Here is a 22,406-nt window from a genome sequence, read left to right on the forward strand (position 1 = left end):
GAGTGAGGGCGACAGAGATGACACGCATAGGAATGGAATCGGGCGACACTGTGGTGACTTTACCCCCCGCGGTCGTGCCCAAGCAGCAGTGCCCCCCAGGCCGGTCCTTGACGGCTGCGGCAGTCGCGGCGACCGCGACGACCGTGCTGGCCCCCGTGACGCTGGTGGCCCTGACCCTGCTCGCCTGGCCAGCACCCGGCCGTGCACAACTGCCCGGGCAGGAGGAGGCTCCACCGCCCCCGCCCACCAACTGCGCGGTCAGTGGCTTTCGGGCCGCCGTGACGGACGCACCCGAGGGCGAGCGCAATGCCAAGGCGCTCGAGTGGCTGGCCCAGGAGGGGCCCAAGTGCAGCCTGGACCGCTGGATTCTGATTCGGAACAACCGAAACCAATGGATGGGCAGCGCAGACTCGGCCAAGCTGGCCGGCGTGATCGATTCAAAGGTGGAGGAACTGGCCCGCGAGGATGCCGGGGTGGTCAACAACCTGTTCACCTCCCCGCCACCGCCCGCCCCCAAGAAGGAGTGACCAGGCCGCACAAAGCACCGAGCAGCAGGCCGCCTAGGAGGCCTGCTGCGGCAGACACCGCGTCAGTTGTCTTTGGAGGTGAAGAAGTCGTAGACCGCCAAGGCCAGCCCGAACAGCAGAATGATCGTGATGTCGAGTTGCGGCAGCTTCAGGATGTAAGGCGTGAGGAAGGCGGCCAACAGAACAAGGCCAATCAGCCCGGTGATGTTCTCAAAACGTTTCATGACTCGTTTCTCCGTAGAAATTCACTGACCAGCCAACGGGCGGACCGAAGCAGCCGGGCGTCGTTCTTGTGCCGACCCACGAGCTGCACGCCCAACGGAAGCTCGTTCGAGAGGTTCATGAGCGGCAGGTTGAGTGTTGGCAGCCCCGCAAAGCTCCAGACCGTGGACATGATGGGGTCGCCGGTGGCGGCCAAACCCGCGGGTGCCGTGCCCAGGGCCGACGGGCACAGGATGCCATCGTATTCATCGAAGTACGCATCGAAGGCCGACATCACGTGGGACATGCGGTCTTTGGCGAGGAGGTAATCCATGACTGGCACCTGCATGCCCTCGGCCACCCGTGCCTGCAGCGCCGGGCTGAGCTGATCGCGATGATTCTGCCATTCCTTTTGCAGGCAGAAGGCGAGTTCCACCTCGTTGACCTGCTTGTGCCATGCAACCGCCTGCGAGACCACCTCTGGCACGCCAGACATCTCCACGCAGCCTTCTAAGTGGGCCACCAGCGCCTCATAGGCCTCTTGGGCCTCGGGGTCGACCTGGCCCCACCAGGGTGTCTTAACAAAACAGAACTTCGGCGGCAGCGGTGGCTCGGCCGTGGCCACATCCAAGAGACGCATGGGGGCCTGCGCGCGGGTGGCGGTGTCGTGGCCGTCGTCGCCCACCAGAACCTGCGTCACCAGCGCGATGTCGTCGATGTTGCGAGCAAAAACACCAACCTGATCGAGCGACGGGGACTGCTCCAGCACGCCAGTGCGGGGGATCAGGCCCATGGAGGGCTTGAAGCCATAGACACCGCAATAAGAGGCTGGGCGAATCACAGAGCCATTGGTCTGGCTGCCGATGGCCACGGGCACCATGCCGGCGGCCACTGCGGCCGCCGAGCCACTGGAGGACCCCCCCGGCGTGTGCTCTAAGTTGTGCGGATTGCGCGTGGAGCCCGGCACGAAGGTGGCGAACTCGGTGGTGACGGTCTTGCCAAAGATCACGGCGCCGGCCGCGCGAAGGCGTTGCACCACGGTGGCATCGCCCACGGAATACCGGCCCTTGTGAATGGCGCTGCCGTATTCAGTGGGAAAGTCTTGGGTGTCGATGATGTCCTTGATGCCAATGGGCACACCAAACAACGGGCCCGGCAACTCACCTGAGGTTCGAGCCTTCTGAAGGTATTCTGCTTGGAGATCCACCACGCGGTCGTCGAGGTGGGCAAAGGCCTTCACCTTCTCATCGGCGGCCGCCACAAAGGCAGACACTTGCTTCATGAGGCCAGCGACATCAGCCTGCCCAGCCACCAACAACTCACGGGCTTCGTGGGCCGTGAGCTCATGGATGGGGCGCTGGACAGCCTCGGCCATTACATCGTTTTGAAGATGTTGGGGTCGACCACGGATTCATCGGTCGGATCGTACTTAATCTCGGTGGCTTGATTGAAGAACTGGTCGGGCAGATAGGTGACCATGCTCGGGTAAATGTAGGTGAGCGCCAGCGTGAGAATGACCATGCCCACGAACGGCATGCAGCCCTTGAAGATGGTGACCAGCTGCAAGCTCTTTGGCGCCACCCCCTTGAGGTAATAGGCGGACATCGCCATGGGCGGCGTGAGGAAGGAGGTCTGCAGGTTAATGGCAATGAGGATGCCAAAGAGAATCGGGTCTACATCGTAGAGCGGCAGCAATGGCAAGAAGATGGGAACAAAGATGATGATGATCTCGCTCCACTCAAGCGGCCAGCCCAGAATGAAGATGATGAGTTGGGCGAGCAGCAGGAACTGCACTGGCGTGAGATCGAGCGCGAGCAGCGCATCTTTCACAATGTGCTCGCCACCCAGGTACGAGAAGACCGACGAGAACGTGGCCGCACCCACAAACAAGAAGCAGACCATGGCCGAGGTGCGCGCGGTGAGGTAAACGGCCTCTCGAAGGCGATCCCAGGTGAAGGCGCGGTAGATCACCGCGAGGATGATGCCCCCCAGTGCGCCCATGGCGGCTGCCTCGCTGGGGGTGGCCAGGCCAAACAGAATGGAACCTAGCACGGCCAAGATAAGCGCGGCCAGTGGCACGAAGGCCTGGAACACGAGCACCAGGCTCTTCCAAACACCATATTCGGCACCGTCCTTGATCTTCGGGCAGAGCGATGGGTTGATCGTGGCCCGAACAATGACGTAGACCACGTAAAGCCCCGCAAGCACGAAGCCAGGGATGAGGGCTGCCGCATAGAGCTTGACCACCGACACACTGGCCGTGGCCGCATAGACGATGAGCAGGATGGAAGGCGGGATGAGAATGCCGAGCGTGCCGCCGGCCGTGATGACACCGCTCGAGAGTTTCTCGTCGTACCCCGCCTTGAGCATGGCGGGAAGCGCAATGAGGCCCATGAGGGTGACGACCGCCCCCACAATACCTGTGGCCGTGGCGAACAAGGCGCAGGTGACCAAGGCGGCCACCGCCATGGATCCCGGCAGGAAGCGAAGGCCCACCTGCAAGGAATGAAAGAGTCGATCAAGAATGTTGGCCCGCTCAATGATATAGCCCATGAACAAGAAGAGCGGGATGGAGATGAGCACATCATTGTTCATCACGCTGAAGGTGTTCTGCGTGAAGAGGTAGAAGATGCGGTTGTCCCAGAAGGCCTGATCGGCCAGGAAGTAGGCGTAGTAGCCAAAGCCAATGCCCATCGCCATGAGCGTGAAGGCAATTGGAAAACCCAGAAAGATCACGCAAATAAACAGGCCCAGCATCAGCAGGGCCACCACTGGATCACTCATGATGGGGCTTTCTCAGCATGTTGTTTGATCAGGACATCTTCGAGTTCTTCGACATCGCCGCTGCGTGAGAGCCAAGCCCCCGTTCGAATGCAGATGAGACAGCGCATGACCTCTGCAATTCCGGCAATGAGAAGCGTGAGACCAGTGACAAAGATCACAAGTTTCAGCGGCCAGACCGGAACACCGGCGGGGCTGTTCACGCTGCTCTCGAGGATGCTGGCCGACTGGAAGGAATACTGGGCCCCGGTAAACACCATGGCGAACACCGCGGGAAAAAAGAAGATGAAGTAGAGGGTGAGGTCGACCTTGGCCTGGGTGCGGGGCGCCCACTTTCGGTAGATGAAGTCGCCACGCACATGGGAGTTCCTGGACATGGCATAGGCGCCAGACATCATAAAGAGCGCGCCGTACATCATGTAGCTCATGTCGAAGGCCCAGGCTGTTGGGGCATTGAGCACATAGCGCATGAAGACTTCGTAGCAGGTGCTCGCGGTGAGAACCAGTACGCACCACGCGAAGGCATGGCCCACAGACTTGCTGAAGGTGTCGATTCTGCGAATCCAGGTTTCCATTGCAGGCAATCCTCTTAGAGCTCAAAAATAAGGGCTGCCGGGAGACCCGACAGCCCTTATTCAAACATGAACCAAACTTAGCGCGGCAGCTTTGTCTTCTGCACGTGCTCGAAGGCGAGGCGATAGTCTGCCTCATTGGTGAAGTGGTAGAAGCCCACGCGCTTGGACCAGGCCTTGAAGGAGTCGTTGATCTCTTTGAACATGTCGACTTCTTTCTCGAGCTTGGGCGTGACCTTGTCCCATGCAGCCAACTGGCCCTTGTAGATGTCTTGCGTGGTGCGCGACACCTGGACCTTGTGCTTGACGATCAGCTCTTGCAGGTCTTTGGAGTAGTTGGCATGGGCCAGAGCCGTGGAGGCCGTGGAGGCTGCTTCAGCTGCGTATTTCAGGATGGCCTTCAGGTCTGCCGGCAGGGCGTCGTACTTGGTCTTGTTCCAGATGATCTCGAAGAACTCTTGAGCCTGGTGGAACGAACCCATGGAATAGTACTTGGCCACGTCTTGTGCACCGAAGCGCATGTCGGCGGTGGGGTTGTTGAACTCAAAGGCATCGATCACGCCGCGCTGCATGGCAGGAACGATCTCGCCGCCGGGCAGCTGGGCCACGGCCATGCCCATTTCCTGGAGCATGTCGGCCGCCAGGCCGATGGTGCGGTACTTGAAGCCCTTGAGGTCTGCCGCCTTCTTCGGAGGTGTTTTCTTAAACCAGCCCAGGGGCTGTGAAGGCATGGGGAAGGAGAAGAAGCCCACGACATTGAGGCCCATCTTCGCAGTGAGCTTGTTCCAGAGCTCCTGGCCGCCGCCGGCGTGAATCCAGGACAGGCCGATCTCGGGTGTGGCGCCGCTCACGGGGCCAGTGCCGAAGAGCGAGGCGCTCTTGTTCTTGCCGTACCAGTAGCCGGACACGTGGTGGCCACCATCGAGCACGCCTTTGCTGACGGCGTCGATGATTTCAAAGGGCTTGACCACGGCACCTGCAGGCAGGTACTCCACTTTGAGGCGGCCGCCGGCCATCTCATTGACGCGGGCGACGTACTGCTGGGCCATTTCCGAGAAGATCTCGTTGGCACCCCAAGAGCCCTGCATCTTCAGGACGATGGGCGCCTGGGCCACAGCGATGGAGGGGAAGCCAGCAACCACGGGGGCTGCCACAGCAGCCGTTGCAGCCTTGCCAAAAAACTTACGACGGCCGACTTGAGCCTGTTCGGCAGTGGCTTGCACTTCGGCCACTTCGGTCTGGGAATGCTTCATGTCATCTCCTTGGAAAATTCGAAAGGTCCAACCAATCGACAGCCGACTGCCATGGACAACCGGAAGTGTACCCAAATCCCCGCGAGAGGGCGGTGACCCGGACCCTAGTGTTTACCCGAGCGACGCAGCCCAACAACTTTTAATCCAGCGCCCGGCCCCATCGGCCGACCAGCGCCACCAGGGCCGGGAGGGACAGCAGCGTGAGGGCTGTGGCCACAATGAGCCCGCCCATGATGGCCACCGCCATGGGGCCCCAAAAGACCGAGCCCTGGAGGGGAATCATGGCCAGAATGGCTGCGGCCGCGGTGAGCACAATGGGGCGAAAGCGGCCCATGGTGGCCTCGACAATGGCATCCTGCAGGCCAAGGCCTTTGGCCCGCTCTTTGTCGATCTGGTCGATCAGAATGACCGCGTTGCGCATGATCATGCCCATGAGGGCGATCACGCCGAGCATGGCCACGAATCCAAAGGGACGGTCGAGCAGCAGCAGAGCACCCGCCACACCGGCCACACCCAAGGGCGCCGTGGCCAGCACCATGATGCTCTTGGGTGTGCTTTTCAACTGCACCACCAGCAGCGTGAACGTGAGGAAGAACATGATGGGCATGCCGGCAAAAATAGAGGACTGCCCTTTGCTGCTCTCCTCCACCTCCCCGCCCACTTGAAGACGGGTTCCCGCGGGTAGCGCACGGACCAGAGGCTGTAGTTGGGCCAGCAGTTCTGCGCTGACGGTTGCAGCCTGACGGTCGCTGCCAATGGCCGCCTGCACCGTGACGGCGTACTCACGATCCCGACGCCAGACCAGGCCGGGCTCCCAGACCATCTCCACGCGGGCCACCTTGTCGAGCGGCACCTGCTCGCCCGAGAGGGCTGGCAGCAACAGGCCCCGCAGACCGGCAAGGCCCTCACCGCGCTCTGACTGCGGTAGCCGCAGCAACAAGGGGATGCGCTTGTCGTTCTCTCGGAATTCGCCAACCGTCACCCCGGCAAATCGGGCCTCCAGGGTTCTTGCAATGACGGCCGGCGGCACGCCGAGCTCACGCGCCCGGGCGAGGTCCACCTGCACCTGTGCCACCGGCCGTTGGCCCTGCCAATTCAGATGAACAATGCGCAGGTCTGGATGGGACCGCATCTGGGCCTGCACCTGCTCGGCCGCCGCCAATGCGGCCTCCGGGCGATCGGCCACCAGGCGAAAGGCCACGGGATACGGCACCGGTGGTCCGTTGGGCAGGCGCTTGATCCGAAGCCTTGCCTCGGGTGCGATGTCGGGCAGTCGAGCCTGGAGGGCCGCCAGAATGGTCTCGCGGTCGGCTCCTTTGGCTGGCTGGATCACGAGCTGTGCCACATTGGGGTCTGGAAAGATGATGTCCAGTGGCAGAAAGAATCTAGGCGCACCGGCGCCCACCCAGCTCGCCACGGTGCCCACCCCAGGGGTTTCCAGCACTGCGGCCTCCAGGGCTTCCACGACCTGGTCGGTGGCCCGACGGCTGCTGCCCTCTGCAAGGGTGACATCCACGAGAATCTCGGGCCGAGATGAGTCCGGGAAAAACTGCTGCTCCACCTGGCCCATGCCCACCAGGCCCAGGATGAAGACGATCACCGTGAGCGCCAAGGTGGTGAGCGGTCGGCTCACACAGCGCGAGACCAACGCACGAAAACGCTGCGCAAAGGCAGTGTCTTGGTGCCCGCCCTGACCCGCCGCCTGCCTGGCCGCAGCCATTGCGGGTGAATGCGCGATGCCTGTCGGCGACCGCAGCAGCCAGTAGCCCAGGGCCGGCACAAAAAAGACCGAGACCAGCCAAGAGACCATGAGCGCAGCAGCAGTGACGGCGAAAATGGCAAAGGTGTACTCACCCACCACCGACTTGGCAATGCCAATGGGCAGAAAGCCAATGGCCGTGATGAGGGTGCCCGTGAGCATGGGCATGGCCGTGAGTTCGAAGGCGGCCGTGGCCGCCTGAAGACGATCGGCGCCCTCCTCGAGCTTGCGCACCATCATCTCCACCACAATGATCGCGTCATCGACCAAGAGGCCCAAGGCGATGATCAGCGAGCCCAGGGAGATCTTGTGCAGGCCAACCCCCCAGAGGTGCATGATGAGGAAGGTCACGGCCAAGACGAGCGGAATGCTGATGGCCACAATCAGCCCGGGCCGAGGGTCCACCCGCAGTGGCCGACGGTGAAGCCCCAAGGCCAGTAGGCTCACGGCCAGCACAATGGCAATGGCCTCACCCAGCACGATGAGAAATTCCTGCACCGACTCCTGCACCACCGTGGGCTGGTCTTGAATCTGTACGAGGTTCACACCCACGGGCAGGTCGGCTTGAATCGCAGCCACCGCGCCGGCCAATGACCGACCCAGGGCCACGATGTCGCCGCCCTTTTGCATCGAAACGCCCAGGCCAATGGCAGGCACCCCATTGACCCGCAGCCCAGGACCGGCCGGGTCTTGCGGGCCACGCTGCACCTGCGCCACATCACCCAGCTTGAGGAGCAGCCCACCCGCGCGGATGGGCATGTTGCGGATGTCCTCAAGCGAGGCGAACTGGGCCTGCACTTCTAGGGGAATCTGCCAGCGGCCGGCCTCGAGTTCACCGGCCGAGACCACCGCGTTCTGCTCGCCCACCTGCTGGGCCACAGACGTGGCCGTGAGCCCATGGCGCGTGAGGGCTGCGCGGCTCAGTTCAATGAAGACGCGTTCCGCCTGCAGGCCAAAGATGTCGACCTTGCCCACGTCGGGCACGCGCATGAGGGTCGACCGTGCTTGGCGCGCGAGGTCTGCCTGGTCGGCCAATGCATAGCCAGGCGCCTGCAGGGCATAGATCACCCCGAAGGTGTCGCCAAAGTCGTCGTTGAAGAAGGGGCCCTTGACCCCCGTTGGCAGGCTGCCAGCCTGGTCGGTGACCCTCTTGCGCACCTGGTAGAAACGATCGGGCACCTCGGCCGGATCGAAGTCATCCCGCACCTGCACGATCACCGTGGTCTCACCGGGCTTGGAAAAGCTCGTGACCATGTCGATGTTGGGCACGTCCTGGATCATGCGCTCCAGGCGATCGGCCACCTGGTCGGCCATCTGGAGTGCGGTTGCACCTGGCCACTGGGCCTGCACCACCATCACTCGAAAGTGAAAGGGCGGGTCTTCGTCTTGGCCGAGCTTGAAATAACTGCCCACGCCCAAGAGCAGCAAGGCCACCATCAGGTAGCGGACCAATGCGGGGTGCGCAATGGCCCAGGCCGACAGGTTGATCACCGCCTCACCCGAACCGCATCACCATCGGCCAGGCGCTGAGCGCCCGCCGCCACCACGAGGTCACCGGCCACGAGGCCTTGTGTCACCAGCACCTGGGTGGCATCGGCATCGCCGAGCACCACCGCCACGCGCTGCACGCGAAACCCGCCATCGGCCTCCCGCACACGAAAGACCCAACGGCCATCCACCACGGCACCTGTGGGCAGGATGAGGCCTTGTGGCGCCCCAGCCGCGCGCTCGGGGCTGAAGCCTTCCACTTGCATCTTGAGCATCACGAGGCCGGCGGCCACCGCCTGGCCTGGCCGCACCGACACGGCCTTCACCGTTCCGGCGCGTGACGCTCGCAGGGTGTAGAGGCCAAGCCGATCGAGGGTGGCCTCGAAATCGGCCCGTACCAGGGCCAGGGCCGCTCGGCGGCGATCCCACTCGGCCGCGGAGATAAAGGACTGATCACGCAGTTCGGTGTAACGGCGGAAGTCGGCCTCGGCTGCCGCCAGTTGTGCCTTGGCGGCTTCAATCTGCACCCGCGCGGCGGAGTCGGCGAGGCGGGCATCCGTCGGGTCTACGCGAACAAGAGCCTGGCCGGCCTGCACCCGCTCACCCGGCTTGACGAGCACTTCAAGCACCTCGCCTGCGAGCTCCGACTTGGCCTCACCAGAGGCTGGGATGGTTGGCAGGTTCGTCGATGCCCCTGCAGTGGTGGCCGTGGCCACGGCCACCAAGGGTGGCAGGGGCGGCGCCGGTGTCTCAGATGAGCAGGCGAGCAACCCGAGACAACTCAGCAGAGGGAGCAGCCGGCGAGGCCATCCCGTCGAGCCGCTCCTCAGGGAAGGCGGCATCGAGCAACTGCTGGGTATAGGGGTTGCGTGGCTGGCCGAGCACATCATCGGTGGCACCAAATTCCACAATGCTGCCCTGGCGCATGACGAGCGTGCGATGGGCAATCGCGCGAATAACGGAGAGGTCATGGGAAATGAATATATAGGTTAAGCCCTTGGCTTGTTGCAACTGCACAAGCAGCGTGAGGATCTGCTGCTGAACCGAAAGATCCAGCGCGCTGGTGGGCTCGTCGAGCAGCAGCAAGGCGGGCTCAAAGATGATGGCTCGGGCAATGGCAATGCGCTGACGCTGGCCACCAGAAAACTCATGCGGATACCGGCCAATGGCATCGGCGGGCAGGCCCACCTCCTCGAGACAGGCCTCACAGCGCGCGAGCCGCTCGGGCGGGGTCATGGCTGGGCGGTGCAGCCGCAGTCCTTCCTCCAGAATTTGCCCAACGGTCAGCCGCGGCGAGAGTGCACTGTAGGGGTCTTGGAATACCGCCTGTAGAGACGCTCGGCGGCTGCGCATCTCGGCGCCCGACAGGGCGAGCAGGTCAACGCCATCGAAACGCACCTCGCCCGAGACCCTCGCGGCCGAAAGCCGCAACAAAGACAACCCCAGCGTGGTCTTGCCCGAGCCCGACTCGCCCACAATGCCCAGGGTTTCGCCACGGGTGGCGATGAAGCTCTCGCGGTTCACCGCCGAGTGCAACCGGGTCTTCAAGAGACTGCCGCCCACGGCAAACTGACACGACAGGCGACGCACCTCGAGCATGACCTGCCGTGGCCCCGGTGCACCCACCATCTTCTTGGGCTGGGCATCCAACAGAGCCTTTGTGTAAGGTGCCTGTGGCTTCTTAAAGACGGCCTCCACCGACCCCGACTCCACCAGCCGACCCGACTGCATGACACCGACCGACTGGGCAAAACGCCGCACCATCGGAAGGTCGTGGGTGATGAGCAGGATGCCCATGCCCGTCTCTTCTTGTAGGGCGATCAAGAGATCCAGCACCTGCTGTCGCAGGGTCATGTCCAGCGCGGTGGTGGGCTCATCGGCAATGAGCAAGGCCGGCCGGCAGGCCAAGGCCATGGCAATCAGTGCACGCTGGCGCTGGCCACCGGAGAGCTGATGCGGGTAGGCCACGGCGCGGCGTTGTGGGTCATCGATGCCCACACGATCGAGCAGGCCGACCGCCCGCTCGTGGGCCTCCAGGCGGGACAAGCCCTCGTGCAACTCCAGCACCTCGCCAATCTGACGGCCAATGGTGAGCAGGGGGTTGAGCGCAGTCATGGGCTCTTGAAACACCATGGCGATCTCGCGGCCGCGCAGGGCCCGACGCCGCGTCTCGGAGGCGTCGAGCAAGGACTCCCCGCGCCAGAGCACCTCTCCCGAACAGTGCGCCTCGGGCAGCAGGCCCAGGATGCTGAGCGCAGAGACCGTCTTGCCCGAGCCAGACTCGCCCACCAGGGCCACCCGCTCACCCTTGTGGATGCGGATGTCCAGGCCCGAGACGGCCTCTCGCTGCTGGCCATCGGCCGAGTGAAATGCGGTCGTGAGGCCCCGCACCTCGAGCAGAAGCTCTGCGGCGTTGGCGTGGACGGCTTCAGCCACGGCGTGTGTCGAGGGCATCGCGGAGCGCCTCGCCAATGAAGATCAGGAGCAACAGCAGGCCCACGAGCACCCCGAAGGTCGAGACCGTGATCCACCAGGCATCGAGGTTGTCCTTGCCTTGGGCCAGCAGCTCGCCCAGGCTCGGGGTGGAGGCCGGCACGCCCAGGCCCAAGAAATCAAGGCTCGTGAGGGCAAGGATGGAGGCCGACATGCGAAACGGCAGGAATGCAATGACGGGCGTGAGGCTGTTGGGCAGCAGGTGTCGCGTGATGATTCGAAAGTGCGACAGGCCCATGGCCCGTGCCGCCGTGACGTAATCGAGGCTTCGGTTGCGAAGGAACTCCGCCCGCACGTAGTCCGATAGGCCCATCCATCCAAAGACCGACAGAATCACCAGCAAGACCAGGAGGCCAGGCTCAAACATCGAGGCCAGAATGATCAACAAATAGAGCTCGGGCACGGAGCCCCAGACCTCGATGAACCGTTGAAAGAAGAGGTCCGTTCGCCCGGCAAAGTAGCCCTGGATGGCGCCAAAAACAATGCCCAGCAGCACTCCAATGGCCGTGAGGGCCAGGCCAAAGAGCACCGAGACCCGAAAGCCATAGATAAGCCGGGCCAGCACATCGCGGCCGCGGTCGTCGGTGCCCAGCCAATTGTCTGCCGATGGTGCCGCCGGGTTGGGCGCGTTGGAGAAGTAATTGAGTGTCTGGTGCTGATACCGATTGAGCGCATACAAGGCCCAGTTCCCCTGCTCCTCAAACTTCGCCTGGATGAAGGGATCGAGGTAATCGGTCTTGGTGGTGAAGTCGCCCCCGAAGGTGGTCTCGGGAATGTCCTGCAAGATCGGGAAATGCAACTGCCCGTTGAACGAGACCGCCAGCGGACGATCGTTGGAGATGAGCTCGGCCACGAGGCTCAGGCCAAAGAGCGCAAGGAAAATCCAAAGGCTCCAGATGCCCCTTCGGTTGGCCCGAAAGCGGGCCCAGGCGCGGGCGGTCGGCGACTGGTGGTTCATCGGCTGGTCGCCCCGAACTGAACCCGCGGATCGACCCAGACATAGATTAGGTCATTGATGAGCTTGGCCACCAGGCCCAGCAGCGAGAAGAAGAAGAGCGTGCCCATGACCACGGGGTAGTCGCGCTTCATGACCGCCTCATACGAGAGCAGGCCCAGGCCATCGAGCGAGAAGAGTGTCTCGATGAGCAGGGAGCCCGTGAAGAAGGCCCCCACGAAGGCGGCCGGAAAGCCCGTGACAATGGGAATCAGCGCATTGCGCAGCACATGGCGCCAGAGCACGACATCCTCCGAGAGGCCCTTGGCCCTGGCGGTGAGCACATATTGGCGCCGAATCTCCTCGAGCATGGTGTTCTTCGTGAGCATCGTCACCACGGCAAAGCTTCCGAGCACCAGGCAGGTGAGCGGCAGCACCAGGTGCCAGAGGTAGTCCAAGACCTGGCCAATCAGGCTGAGCTCGGCGAAGTCGTCGCTGGTGAGGCCTCGCAAGGGGAAGAGCTGCAGAAAACTTCCCCCACCGAAGAAGACCAGCATGATCACCCCGAGCACAAAGCCGGGAATGGCGTAGCCCACGAGAATGACCAGGCTCGTGTAGAGGTCGAATGGGGTGCCGTGGCGCACGGCCTTGGCAATGCCCAGTGGCAACGAGACGGCATAGGTGATGAGAAAGGCCCAGAGCCCCAGGCTGATGGACACCGGCAGCTTCTCAACAATCAACTCCCAGACCGTCTTGTTGTAGAAGAAGCTTCGGCCAAGGTCGAACTGCATGAAGCCCACCACCATCTCGACGAAGCGTTCATGCACGGGCTTGTCGAAGCCATAGAGGGCCTTGATCTCTGCGAGCTGCTTGGGGTCGATGCCCGTGCGCCCGCGGTAGACACCCCCGGCGGTCTGGCCCATGTCGGCACCGGCGGTCATGCCCGGCACCGAGGGGCCTGCACCGCCATGGCCGGCCTGCTGCCCTTCGAGGGCCTGCACCATCTGCTCGACCGGGCCGCCTGGCACAAACTGAATGAGGGCGAAGGTGACCAGCAGAATGCCCAGCAGGGTGGGCACCATGAAGAGCACCCGCTTGACCACATACCGGGCCAGGGCGGCGTTCAACGAGACCCCCACCACCAGGCCGTCATGGCCCAGTCTTCCGAGTGGTAATAGAGTGGACGGGTGGGCGGCGACATGAGGCCCTGACGATACGCCACTCGGTGCACATTGTTGTGCCAGTTGGCCACGGCATAGTGCTCCACCCTCAGCAGGCGATCGAGCACACGGGCTGCTGTCACAAGGCCCTCCCGAGAGCCCGCACCCACCACGCGCTCGATGGCGGCATCGACCAGCGGGCTGCGAACACCGATGAAGTTGTCCGCGCCCGGCTCGTCAGCGGAGCGACCCGTGAACCGAAAGAGGAGTTCATTGCCTGGGTTCTGGCTCGAGAGATACCAGTGAACGATCATGTCGAAGTCGTAGTCATCCACGCGCTTCTTGTAGACCGAGGCATCGGTCATGCGGGTCTCCACACGAATGCCCAGGGTCTGGAGATTGCGGGCAAAGGGCGCCACCACCCGCTCCCAGCTGCGCTGGTTGATGAGAATCTCGAAGGCAAAGGGCTCGCCCTTGGCGTTGCGCAGCACGCCGCCTTGAATGGTCCAGCCCGCCTCGGCCAAGAGCTGCTTGGCTCGGCGCAGGTTCCCCCGCAGGCTTCCCGGGGGGCTGGTCGTGGGCGGCTCCGGCACAGCCCCAAGCACCCCCGGAGGCAATGGCACGCCCGTCTGCAGCGCCAGACTGCGAAGCACCGCCTCCTCGCTGGCCGAGGGTCGGCCCTTGGCCGCCATGTCGGTGTTGGTGAAGTACGAGTTCGATCGCTTGTACTGGTCGTAGAAGAGTTGCCGGTTCATCCACTCGAAATCCATGGCCAGCTCAATGGCCGCACGCACCCGACGGTCGGCAAACTGGGGACGGCGCACATTGAAAAAGAAGGCCTGCAGGCCTGCGGGGTTGGCGTTGGGCAGCTCGGCCTTGATGAGTTCTTTGGTGTCGAAGGCGCGACCCTGGTAGGAGCGGGCCCAGTTCTTGGCCGCATTCTCATGAATGAAGTCGAACTCGCCGGCCTTCAGGGCCTCCAGCCGGGCGAAGACATCCTTGTAATAGCGAAAGCTGATGCGATCGAAGTTGAACTGGTTGGCCCGCACAGGGAGGCTGGCGGCCCAGTAGTCTTTGCGCCGCTCGTAGGTGATGTTGCGGCCGAGGTCGACCCGGCCCACGGCATAGGGGCCACTGCCGATGGGCACCTGCTGAACCCACTGGTCAAAGGGCAGCGCGCCGCCCCAGTTTTTCGAGAAGACGGGCACGCTCGCCACGATCATGTGCAGCTCGCGATTGCGACGACGAAAGTCGAAGCGGATGGTGCGCTCATCGACCACCACGGCCTCCCGCACATCGGCCCAATAGTTGCGCCAAATGGGGCTGGCGGCCTTGCTGCGCAGGGTGTCGAAGGAGAACTTCACGTCGGTGGCGAGCACGGGGCTGCCATCGGAGAACTTGGCAGCCGGGTGAAGCCGAAACGACATCGACAGGCCATCCTCGGCCAGCATCATGTCGCGGGCGAGCAGGCCATACATGGTCATGGGCTCATCCAGGCTGCCAATGGCCAGTGGCTCAAAGACCAGCTCCATGAGGCCGCGGGCTTGCATGCCCTTGAGGGTGAAGGGGTTGAGCTTGTCGAAGCTGCCCATGGCGGCCAGGCGAAGGTCGCCGCCCTTCTTGGCGGCCGGGTCGGTGTACTCGAAATGGGAGAAGCCCCGGCTGTACTTGGGACTACCCCCAAGGGCCATGGATGGCACCCATGACTGCGCTGCAGCGCAAAGCCATGTGCCGACGCCGATCAGCATGATCAGGGCCTGTATCGAACGCCAGCAGGTGCGGCTTGCTTCCATGATGGGAGAGTGTACCCAAGGGCCAAGGCTCTTGGCTTCCGGTGTTGCAGACCAAACCCTTGGGCCTGGGGGGAGGCGCTGGGAAACGTAGAATGCAATGAATCCTTCTGTCCAAACGGAGTCCTCGTCCATGTCCTTCCTTCACGGAAAGCGCATTCTCATCACCGGCCTGCTGTCGAATCGATCCATTGCCTATGGCATTGCCAAGGCCTGCCACGCCCAGGGGGCCGAGCTCGCCTTCACCTACCAGGGCGAGCGCTTCGAGGGCCGGGTGCGCGAGATGGCCGCGGAGTTCAACAGCACGCTGTGCTTCTCGCTCGATGTGGCCGAGGATGCGCAGATCAATGCCCTGCCCGGCGCCCTGGCGGCCCACTGGCCTCACCTGGATGGCCTGGTGCACGCGATTGCCTTTGCGCCCCGAGAGGCGATTGCCGGCGACTTCCTCGAGGGCTTCTCCCGTGAGGGCTTTCAGACGGCCCATGACATCAGCGCCTACAGCTTTGGCGCCCTGGCCAAGGCCCTGCTGCCACTCATGGAAGGCCGGCCCTCGGCCATGATCACCCTCACCTACCTGGGGGCCGAGCGCATGGTGCCCGCCTACAACACCATGGGGCTGGCCAAGGCGAGCCTGGAGGCCTCGGTGCGCTACCTGGCCTCGAGCGTGGGCCCCAAGGGCATTCGGGTCAATGGCGTGTCGGCCGGGCCCATCAAAACCCTGGCCGCCAGTGGCATCAAGGGCTTCGGAAATATTTTGTCGGTGGTGGAGAAGAACGCACCCCTGCGTCGCAATGTGACCATCGACGATGTGGGCAACGTCTGCGCCTTTTTACTCTCGGACCTGGCCGCCGGCGTGACGGGTGAGATCACCTATGTAGACGCTGGCTTCTCCACGGTGGCCTCTGGGCTCATCGAAGGTTAAGGGCCCGGGTTGAAGGCCTACCTCGACCTCATGCGCCACGTGCTGGCGCATGGCACAGAGAAGACCGACCGCACCGGCACGGGCACCCGATCAGTCTTTGGCTGGCAGATGCGATTCAACCTGGCCGATGGCTTTCCCATGGTCACCACCAAGAAGCTGCACACCAAGAGCATCATTCATGAGCTGCTCTGGTTCCTGCGCGGCGAGACCAATGTGAAGAGCCTGCAGGCGGCCGGCGTGAGCATTTGGGATGAGTGGGCTCGGCCTGATGGCGAGCTCGGTCCCATCTATGGGAAGCAGTGGCGGGCATGGCCCGCCCCCCAGCCAGACAACCCGCACCATGTGATTGATCAGCTCGCCGATGTCGTGCGCGACATTCGGCAGAACCCAGACTCGCGCCGGCTGATTGTGAGCGCCTGGAACGTGGGCCAACTGCCCGAGATGGCGCTCGCCCCCTGCCACGCCTTCTTCCAGTTCTATGTGGCCGACGGCAAGCTCTCGTGCCAGTTGTATCAGCGCAGTGCCGACATCTTCCTGGGCGTGCCCTTTAACATCGCCAGCTATGCCCTGCTCACCCACATGGTGGCCCAGCAGACGGACCTGGCCGTGGGGGACTTCATCTGGACGGGCGGCGACTGCCACCTCTACAACAACCACCTGGAGCAGGCGCAGCTGCAGCTCCAGCGCGAGCCCCTGCCGCTGCCGCAGCTGCGCATCCTGCGCAGGCCGTCCAGTTTGTTTGAGTATGCGTTCGAGGACTTTGTGATCGAGGGCTACGAGTCGCACCCGGCGATCAAGGCGCCGGTGGCCGTCTGATGAGGCTGGTGGCCGTGGTGGCGATGGGCCAGAACCATTGCATTGGGCTCGACAACCGCATGCCCTGGCACATTCCCGAGGACCTGGCCCACTTCAAGGCCCTGACCATGGGCAAGACGGTGCTCATGGGCCGCAAGACCTTCGAGTCGATTTTGGCCACACTCGGCCGGCCACTGCCAGGCCGCCCTCAGATGGTGCTCACACGGTCATCGGCCTGGACGCCCGAGGTGGTGGGGGCCGACCCGATCACACGTGCGAGCAGCCTGGCCGACGCCCTGGAGATGGCCCGGGCGCGCGGCCTGGATGAACTGATGGTGATTGGTGGTGCCGAGATCTACAGCCAGTGCATGGCGCAGTTGGATGTGATCGAGGCCACTGAGATTGAGGCCTCGCCCGAGGGCGATGCATTCTTCCCGCCACTGGACCCGGCCCAGTGGGTTCGCACCCCGGGTGAGCGAGGAGAATCGAAGGGGCTGGGTTACACGTTTGTGCGCCACGAGCGACGCGGACCGCGCTGAGGGGCACCTCGGAGAGGCAGCAGAACGGACATGGTGAGCCCCTGCGCAAGGCCGGGATGGCGAGGCCCCTGAGGCAGGGCCAGGGTGCTTTCTTACGTCTTGGGCAGCGTGACGCCGGTCTGGCCTTGGTACTTGCCGCCACGGTCTTTGTAAGACGTGGCGCAGACCTCATCGCTCTCGAAGAAGAGCATCTGGGCGCAGCCCTCACCGGCGTAGATCTTGGCCGGCAGCGGCGTGGTGTTGGAGAACTCCAGCGTGACGTGGCCCTCCCACTCTGGCTCCAAGGGCGTTACGTTCACGATGATGCCGCAGCGTGCGTACGTGCTTTTTCCGAGGCAGACCGTCAGCACGCTCCGGGGAATGCGGAAGTACTCCACAGTTCGGGCCAGCGCAAAGGAGTTGGGCGGAATGATGCAGACATCGCCTTTGAAATCGACGAAGGAGCCCGGGTCGAAGGCCTTCGGGTCCACGATGGTGCTGTTGATGTTGGTGAAGATCTTGAATTCGTTGGCACAGCGCACGTCGTAGCCATAGCTCGAGGTGCCGTAGGACACAATGCGCTGGCCGTTGGCCTCGCGAACCTGCCCCGCCTCGAAGGGTTCGATCATGCCGTGTTCGGCCGACATGCGCCGGATCCAGTGGTCGCTCTTAATCGCCATGCCCAATTATGACCGAACCAGTAAAATGACCGGTTATGCCCATACGCTCGATTTTTCTCACCTCCGCCCTGCCCTATGCCAACGGGGCCATCCACATTGGGCACCTGGTGGAATACATCCAGACCGACATCTGGGCGCGCTATCAGCGGCTTCGCGGCCACGAGGTGGTCTACGCCTGTGCCGATGACACCCATGGCACCCCCATCATGCTTCGCGCCCAGAAGGAAGGCATCACACCCGAGGCGCTGATCGAGCGGGTCTGGCACGAGCACCGCCGAGATTTTGAATCCTTCGGGGTGGACTTTGACATCTACCACTCCACCCACTCGCCTGAGAACAAGGCCCTCTCCGAGCGCATCTATGGCGCCCTGAAAGAGGCTGGCCTCATTGAGGTGCGCACCATCGAGCAGCTCTACGACCCGGTGGAGAAGATGTTTCTGCCCGACCGGTTCATTCGAGGCGAGTGCCCCAAGTGCCGCGCCAAAGACCAGTACGGCGACTCCTGCGAGGCCTGCGGCGCCACCTATGCGCCCACCGACCTGATCAACCCCACCTCGGCCGTGAGCGGCGCCACCCCCGAGACCCGTGAGAGTGACCACCACTTCTTCCGCCTTTCCGACCCACGCTGCGTGGACTTCCTGCGCGACTGGGCGCTGAACTCTGGCCGGCTTCAGCCCGAGGCCGCCAACAAGCTGCGTGAATGGCTCAGCGCAGACACACCACTCAACGACTGGGACATCTCTCGCGATGCCCCCTACTTCGGCTTTGAGATTCCTGGCGCCCCCGGCAAGTACTTCTACGTCTGGCTCGATGCCCCCGTGGGCTATTACGCAGCGCTCGCCCGCTGGTGCGAGCTCCACGGCGACACGCTCGAGCGCTTCATTGGCCCAGACTCTGCAGTGGAGCAGGTGCACTTCATCGGCAAGGACATCCTCTACTTCCACACCCTCTTCTGGCCCGCCATGCTGCACTTCGCCGGCATGCGAACCCCTACCCGCGTCTACGCCCACGGCTTTCTCACGGTCGATGGCGCCAAGATGAGCAAGTCGCGCGGCACCTTCATCACCGCCCAGAGTTACATCGAGCAGGGGCTCAACCCCGAGTGGCTGCGCTACTACTTCGCCTCCAAGCTCAACGGGTCGATGGAAGACCTCGACCTCAACTTCAACGACTTCATCGCCAAGGTGAACAGCGACCTGGTTGGAAAGTTCGTGAACATTGCCAGCCGCTCGGCCGGCTTCATCAACAAACGCTTCGATGGCCAACTGCTCGCAGATGCCCGCAGGGCCGCCCCTGGCACCGACCATGCTGCATTGGAGCAATTGCTCGTGGATGCCGCCGACTCCCTCGCCGAAGGCTACGAAGCCCGAGACACCGCACGCGTGGTGCGAGAACTCGTGGGCCTGATGGATGCCGTGAATGCGTATGTCGACCGCCACAAGCCCTGGGAGATGGCCAAGCGCGAGACCGACCCCGAGGTTCTTCATCGCGTGCTCTCCACCACCCTGCGCTGCTTTGCCCGCCTGAGCATTCTCTTGAAGCCCATCTGCCCAGCCACGGTGGCCCAGGTGGAGGCCGACGTCTTCCAGACCACAGCCTGGGGCTGGGATGACCTCGATGCGCCCGAGTTGCTCCAGCTCAACACCTTCGCCCACCTCATGACCCGGGTCGATCGCGATGCGATCGACCGCCTGATCGACGCCAACCGCTAAGGAAGCCCCATGCCCTTTGTCTTTCGTTTCGCCCGCCCGCACTATGTGTCAGAAGCCACCAGCTTCATTGAGGGCCTCAAGCTCGAGCAGCCCGGCCTTGAGCAAAAGCAGCAGGCTGGCCGCTCCCTGCTCTGGGACAAGCCTCCAAAGTCGCCCGACCAGATTGCGCGTGAGCGTTCTGCCAGGGTGCCCCAGCAGCCCTATGTGTACAACGGCCCAGCGCGGCCAGGCCCCAATGTCTGACACCCTCACCCCGCGGCTGTATGGCGAGCCCATGGGCTCGCTGCCGCAAGACCTCTACATCCCGCCCGATGCCCTCGAGATCATTCTCGATGCCTTCGAGGGCCCGCTCGACCTGCTGCTCTACCTCATCCGGCGCCAGAACTTCAACATCCTCGACATTCCCATGGCCGAGGTCACGCAGCAGTACCTGCGCTACATTGATGAGGTCCGTCAGACCAACCTGGAACTCGCCGCCGAGTACCTGCTCATGGCGGCCATGCTCATCGAGATCAAATCGCGAATGCTCCTGCCCGTGCGGGTGCAGGCCGGCGATGAGGAGCCCGAGGACCCTCGGGCCGAGCTGGTTCGACGGCTCGTGGAGTACGAGCGCATGAAGATGGCCGCCCTGCAGATCGACCAGCTCCCGCAGGTGGGCCGAGACATCGCCGTGGCACAGGTCTTCCTCGAGCAGTCCATCGCGCCGCGCCTTCCGGATGTCAATGCACTCGACCTTCAAGCCGCCTGGCGTGAGATTCTGAAGAAGGCCAAGCTCGTGGCGCATCATCAGGTCTCGCGAGAGTCCCTCTCGGTGCGCGAGCACATGTCCAAGATACTGCGGCAGCTGCAGGCCGCCCAGTTCGTGGAATTCAGCGACCTCTTCATGGCAGCCCTGCGCGAGGGCGGCGGCATTCCGGTGATCGTGGTGCACTTTCTGGCGCTTCTGGAGCTGGCCCGAGAAGGCCTCGTGGACATCACGCAGGCCGCACCGTTCGCGCCCATCTACATTCGGCTCGGCCACCAGACCCACTGATGTCCGTTGCATTCGGGCACCTCACCAGCCTGGGGCTCCCGAGCCATGCAGACGACCTGGTCTGCCTGACCGACTCGCTTCAACTGCCCGGCCTCTCGGCCCGGCTGGCGGATGCCCCCAGGCTCATTTTGGGCGGTGGCAGCAACCTGGTGGTGCGGGCCGATGCAAAGGCGCCGCTCAAGGCCACGGTCATTCACAACCAGTTGACCGGCATCGTTCGGCTGCCCGCGCAGGACGACCGCATCGTGATTCGCTGCGCGGCCGGCGAGGGCTGGCATCGGTTCGTGATCTGGACCCTGGCCCAAGGCCTGGGCGGCCTGGAGAATCTAAGCCTCATTCCGGGCACGGTGGGTGCGGCCCCCATTCAGAACATTGGCGCCTATGGGGTCGAGCTGTGTGACCGCATCCTCGCCGTGCATGCCTGGGATTTTCAAGCCCATGCACACTGCGTCTTTCGTGCCGACGAATGCGGCTTTGGCTACCGACACAGCCAGTTCAAAGACCCCAGCGTGCAAGGCCCCTGGGACCACGCCCGCTACCTGATCACCGCGGTGGACTTCGGCCTGTGGCCCGCGCACAAGGCGCCCTTGGTGGTGGGCTATGCGGGCCTGGAAGGGCTCGATGCGCCCGGCCCCGAAGCCCCGATGCGCCTGGCCCACACCGTGATGGCCCTGCGGCGCCAGAAGCTGCCCGACCCGGAGCAACTGGGCAATGTGGGCAGCTTTTTTCAGAACCCTGCGGTGCCCGAGGCGGTGGCCACGGTGCTGGCCGAGCACCACCCCCGCATGCCGCAGTATGCAGGCGCGCAGGGGGTCAAGCTCTCGGCGGGCTGGCTCATCGAGGCCGCTGGCCTCAAGGGCCATCGGCATGGCGCGGCAGGCGTGTACGACCATCACGCCCTGGTGCTGGTGAATCACGGGACGGCCACCGCGGAGGACATCATGGGCCTGGCCCGTGAAGTTCAGCAGCGGGTGTTGGAGCGCTTTGGCATTTGGCTCGAGCCCGAGCCTACGATTGTTCCGCCCGTCGAAAGACGGGCTTGAGTGGAGCCGAGGCCTCGGCATCGAAGGCATAGCCCTCGGCTGCAAAGCCCAGGAGATCGTCGGGGTGTGAGACCCGCTGCTCGATGGCATAACGGGCCATGAGACCCCGGGCCCGCTTGGCATAGAAGCTGATGACCTTGTAGCGGCCCGCCTTCTCATCCTGAAAGACCGGGCTGATGATGGGCGCCGCCACCCGCTTGGCATCGACCACCTTGAAGTATTCATCGGAAGCGAGGTTCAACAGCCAGGGGGCTTCGGACTGCATGGCCTCACTCTGTGTGATGGCCGTCGTGACCTGGTCGGACCAGTACCGATAGAGGTTTGCGCCCCGTGGGTTGGCCAAGGACGTGCCCATTTCCAAGCGATACGGCTGCAGGGCATCGAGCGGACGCAGCACGCCGTAGAGGCCCGAGAGAATGATGAGGTGCGACTGCGCCCAGGCGAGCGAGGCCGCATCGAGGCTTCGCGCATCCAGGCCCTCGTAGACATCGCCATTAAAGGCGAGCACCGCGGCCCGGGTGGCATCTTTGGGGGGCTTGGTGGACCAGGCCTGATAGCGGGCCTGGTTGAGATCGGCCAGCTTGGGGCTGATGTCCATGAGGGCAGAGATCTCTGCGGAGGACTTCTGTCGCAGGATCTCGATGAGCACGGCCGCCTCGGACATGAGCGGCGGCATGAAGGCCGGCCCAACGGCCACGGGCGACTCATAGTCGAGCGTTTTGGCAGGTGAGAGCAACATCAGCAT

20 protein-coding genes and 1 pseudogene are annotated in these 22,406 nt (G+C 63.5%); 8 read left to right on the forward strand and 13 right to left on the reverse strand.

Annotation, left to right across the window (positions count from 1 at the left end; all coding sequences use genetic code 11):
* Positions 1-17: 17 nt before the first annotated feature.
* Positions 18-527 (forward strand): hypothetical protein, encoded by a 510-nt coding sequence (locus AC8GDA_RS06000; RefSeq protein WP_506555627.1) that lies wholly within the window; start codon positions 18-20, stop codon positions 525-527.
* Between the two features lie 62 nt (positions 528-589).
* Here AC8GDA_RS06000 and AC8GDA_RS06005 read toward each other — a convergent pair whose 3' ends face one another.
* The 11 genes from AC8GDA_RS06005 to AC8GDA_RS06055 form a co-directional block, all read right to left on the reverse strand.
* Positions 590-751 (reverse strand): hypothetical protein, encoded by a 162-nt coding sequence (locus AC8GDA_RS06005; RefSeq protein WP_506555628.1) that lies wholly within the window; start codon positions 749-751, stop codon positions 590-592.
* Positions 748-2,103: an amidase gene (locus AC8GDA_RS06010; RefSeq protein WP_506555629.1), complete on the reverse strand. Its 1,356-nt coding sequence runs from the start codon at positions 2,101-2,103 to the stop codon at positions 748-750. The genes AC8GDA_RS06005 and AC8GDA_RS06010 overlap by 4 nt, the downstream gene beginning before the upstream one ends.
* Positions 2,103-3,512: a TRAP transporter large permease gene (locus tag AC8GDA_RS06015; protein ID WP_506555630.1), complete on the reverse strand. Its 1,410-nt coding sequence runs from the start codon at positions 3,510-3,512 to the stop codon at positions 2,103-2,105. Before AC8GDA_RS06015 ends, AC8GDA_RS06010 begins: the two co-directional genes overlap by 1 nt.
* Positions 3,509-4,084: a TRAP transporter small permease subunit gene (locus AC8GDA_RS06020; protein ID WP_506555631.1), complete on the reverse strand. Its 576-nt coding sequence runs from the start codon at positions 4,082-4,084 to the stop codon at positions 3,509-3,511. Before AC8GDA_RS06020 ends, AC8GDA_RS06015 begins: the two co-directional genes overlap by 4 nt.
* A 77-nt stretch (positions 4,085-4,161) precedes the next feature.
* Positions 4,162-5,334: a TRAP transporter substrate-binding protein gene (locus tag AC8GDA_RS06025; RefSeq protein WP_506555632.1), complete on the reverse strand. Its 1,173-nt coding sequence runs from the start codon at positions 5,332-5,334 to the stop codon at positions 4,162-4,164.
* A gap of 139 nt (positions 5,335-5,473) precedes the next feature.
* On the reverse strand, positions 5,474-8,584 hold the full coding sequence (locus AC8GDA_RS06030) for an efflux RND transporter permease subunit (protein ID WP_506555633.1): 3,111 nt from the start codon (positions 8,582-8,584) through the stop codon (positions 5,474-5,476).
* Positions 8,581-9,351, reverse strand: coding sequence for an efflux RND transporter periplasmic adaptor subunit (locus AC8GDA_RS06035; RefSeq protein ID WP_506555634.1), 771 nt, complete (start codon positions 9,349-9,351; stop codon positions 8,581-8,583). The genes AC8GDA_RS06030 and AC8GDA_RS06035 overlap by 4 nt, the downstream gene beginning before the upstream one ends.
* Complete coding sequence (locus tag AC8GDA_RS06040; protein WP_506555635.1) at positions 9,332-11,035, reverse strand: ABC transporter ATP-binding protein; 1,704 nt, start codon at positions 11,033-11,035, stop codon at positions 9,332-9,334. Before AC8GDA_RS06040 ends, AC8GDA_RS06035 begins: the two co-directional genes overlap by 20 nt.
* Positions 11,010-12,032, reverse strand: a complete 1,023-nt coding sequence (locus AC8GDA_RS06045; protein WP_506555636.1) for an ABC transporter permease — start codon at positions 12,030-12,032, stop codon at positions 11,010-11,012. The genes AC8GDA_RS06040 and AC8GDA_RS06045 overlap by 26 nt, the downstream gene beginning before the upstream one ends.
* Positions 12,029-13,123 carry a microcin C ABC transporter permease YejB gene (locus AC8GDA_RS06050; RefSeq protein ID WP_506557208.1) on the reverse strand — a complete coding sequence of 365 codons (1,095 nt, stop codon included), beginning with the start codon at positions 13,121-13,123 and terminating at the stop codon, positions 12,029-12,031. The genes AC8GDA_RS06045 and AC8GDA_RS06050 overlap by 4 nt, the downstream gene beginning before the upstream one ends.
* Before the next feature lie 8 nt (positions 13,124-13,131).
* Positions 13,132-14,961, reverse strand: coding sequence for an extracellular solute-binding protein (locus AC8GDA_RS06055; RefSeq protein ID WP_506555637.1), 1,830 nt, complete (start codon positions 14,959-14,961; stop codon positions 13,132-13,134).
* Between the two features lie 130 nt (positions 14,962-15,091).
* On the opposite strand from AC8GDA_RS06055, the gene fabI reads away from it, so the two are divergent.
* The 3 genes from fabI to AC8GDA_RS06070 are packed head-to-tail and all read left to right on the forward strand — an operon-like array spanning position 15,092 to position 17,214.
* The gene (gene fabI, locus AC8GDA_RS06060; RefSeq protein WP_506557209.1) at positions 15,092-15,880 is read left to right on the forward strand and encodes an enoyl-ACP reductase FabI; all 789 of its coding nucleotides are present in this window, start codon (positions 15,092-15,094) and stop codon (positions 15,878-15,880) included.
* 30 nt (positions 15,881-15,910) lie between these two features.
* A complete protein-coding gene (locus tag AC8GDA_RS06065; RefSeq protein WP_506557210.1) occupies positions 15,911-16,696 on the forward strand; it encodes a thymidylate synthase in 786 nt (261 codons plus the stop codon).
* A complete protein-coding gene (locus AC8GDA_RS06070) occupies positions 16,696-17,214 on the forward strand; it encodes a dihydrofolate reductase (RefSeq protein ID WP_506555638.1) in 519 nt (172 codons plus the stop codon). Before AC8GDA_RS06065 ends, AC8GDA_RS06070 begins: the two co-directional genes overlap by 1 nt.
* Before the next feature lie 92 nt (positions 17,215-17,306).
* On the opposite strand, the gene dcd is transcribed toward AC8GDA_RS06070, so the two are convergent.
* Positions 17,307-17,873, reverse strand: coding sequence for a dCTP deaminase (gene dcd, locus AC8GDA_RS06075; protein WP_506555639.1), 567 nt, complete (start codon positions 17,871-17,873; stop codon positions 17,307-17,309).
* A 35-nt stretch (positions 17,874-17,908) separates the two neighbouring features.
* Between dcd and metG the strand changes: the two are divergent.
* The 4 genes and pseudogenes from metG to murB form a co-directional block, all read left to right on the forward strand.
* Positions 17,909-19,582 (forward strand): annotated as a pseudogene (gene metG / locus AC8GDA_RS06080) (methionine--tRNA ligase); the annotation flags it as partial.
* Between the two features lie 12 nt (positions 19,583-19,594).
* Complete coding sequence (locus tag AC8GDA_RS06085; protein WP_506555640.1) at positions 19,595-19,828, forward strand: DUF3460 family protein; 234 nt, start codon at positions 19,595-19,597, stop codon at positions 19,826-19,828.
* On the forward strand, positions 19,821-20,618 hold the full coding sequence (locus tag AC8GDA_RS06090) for a segregation and condensation protein A (RefSeq protein WP_506555641.1): 798 nt from the start codon (positions 19,821-19,823) through the stop codon (positions 20,616-20,618). The genes AC8GDA_RS06085 and AC8GDA_RS06090 overlap by 8 nt, the downstream gene beginning before the upstream one ends.
* Entirely contained in the window at positions 20,618-21,661 is a 1,044-nt protein-coding gene (murB, locus tag AC8GDA_RS06095; protein ID WP_506555642.1) for a UDP-N-acetylmuramate dehydrogenase, read from the forward strand. Before AC8GDA_RS06090 ends, murB begins: the two co-directional genes overlap by 1 nt.
* On the opposite strand, the gene yaaA is transcribed toward murB, so the two are convergent.
* Positions 21,627-22,406: a peroxide stress protein YaaA gene (yaaA, locus tag AC8GDA_RS06100; RefSeq protein WP_506555643.1), complete on the reverse strand. Its 780-nt coding sequence runs from the start codon at positions 22,404-22,406 to the stop codon at positions 21,627-21,629. The two genes, murB and yaaA, sit on opposite strands and share 35 nt — an antisense overlap.

This window comes from Hahnella aquatica (SeqCode) (genome assembly GCF_965194505.1).
Taxonomy (GTDB): Bacteria; Pseudomonadota; Gammaproteobacteria; order Burkholderiales; family Burkholderiaceae_A; genus Hahnella; species Hahnella aquatica.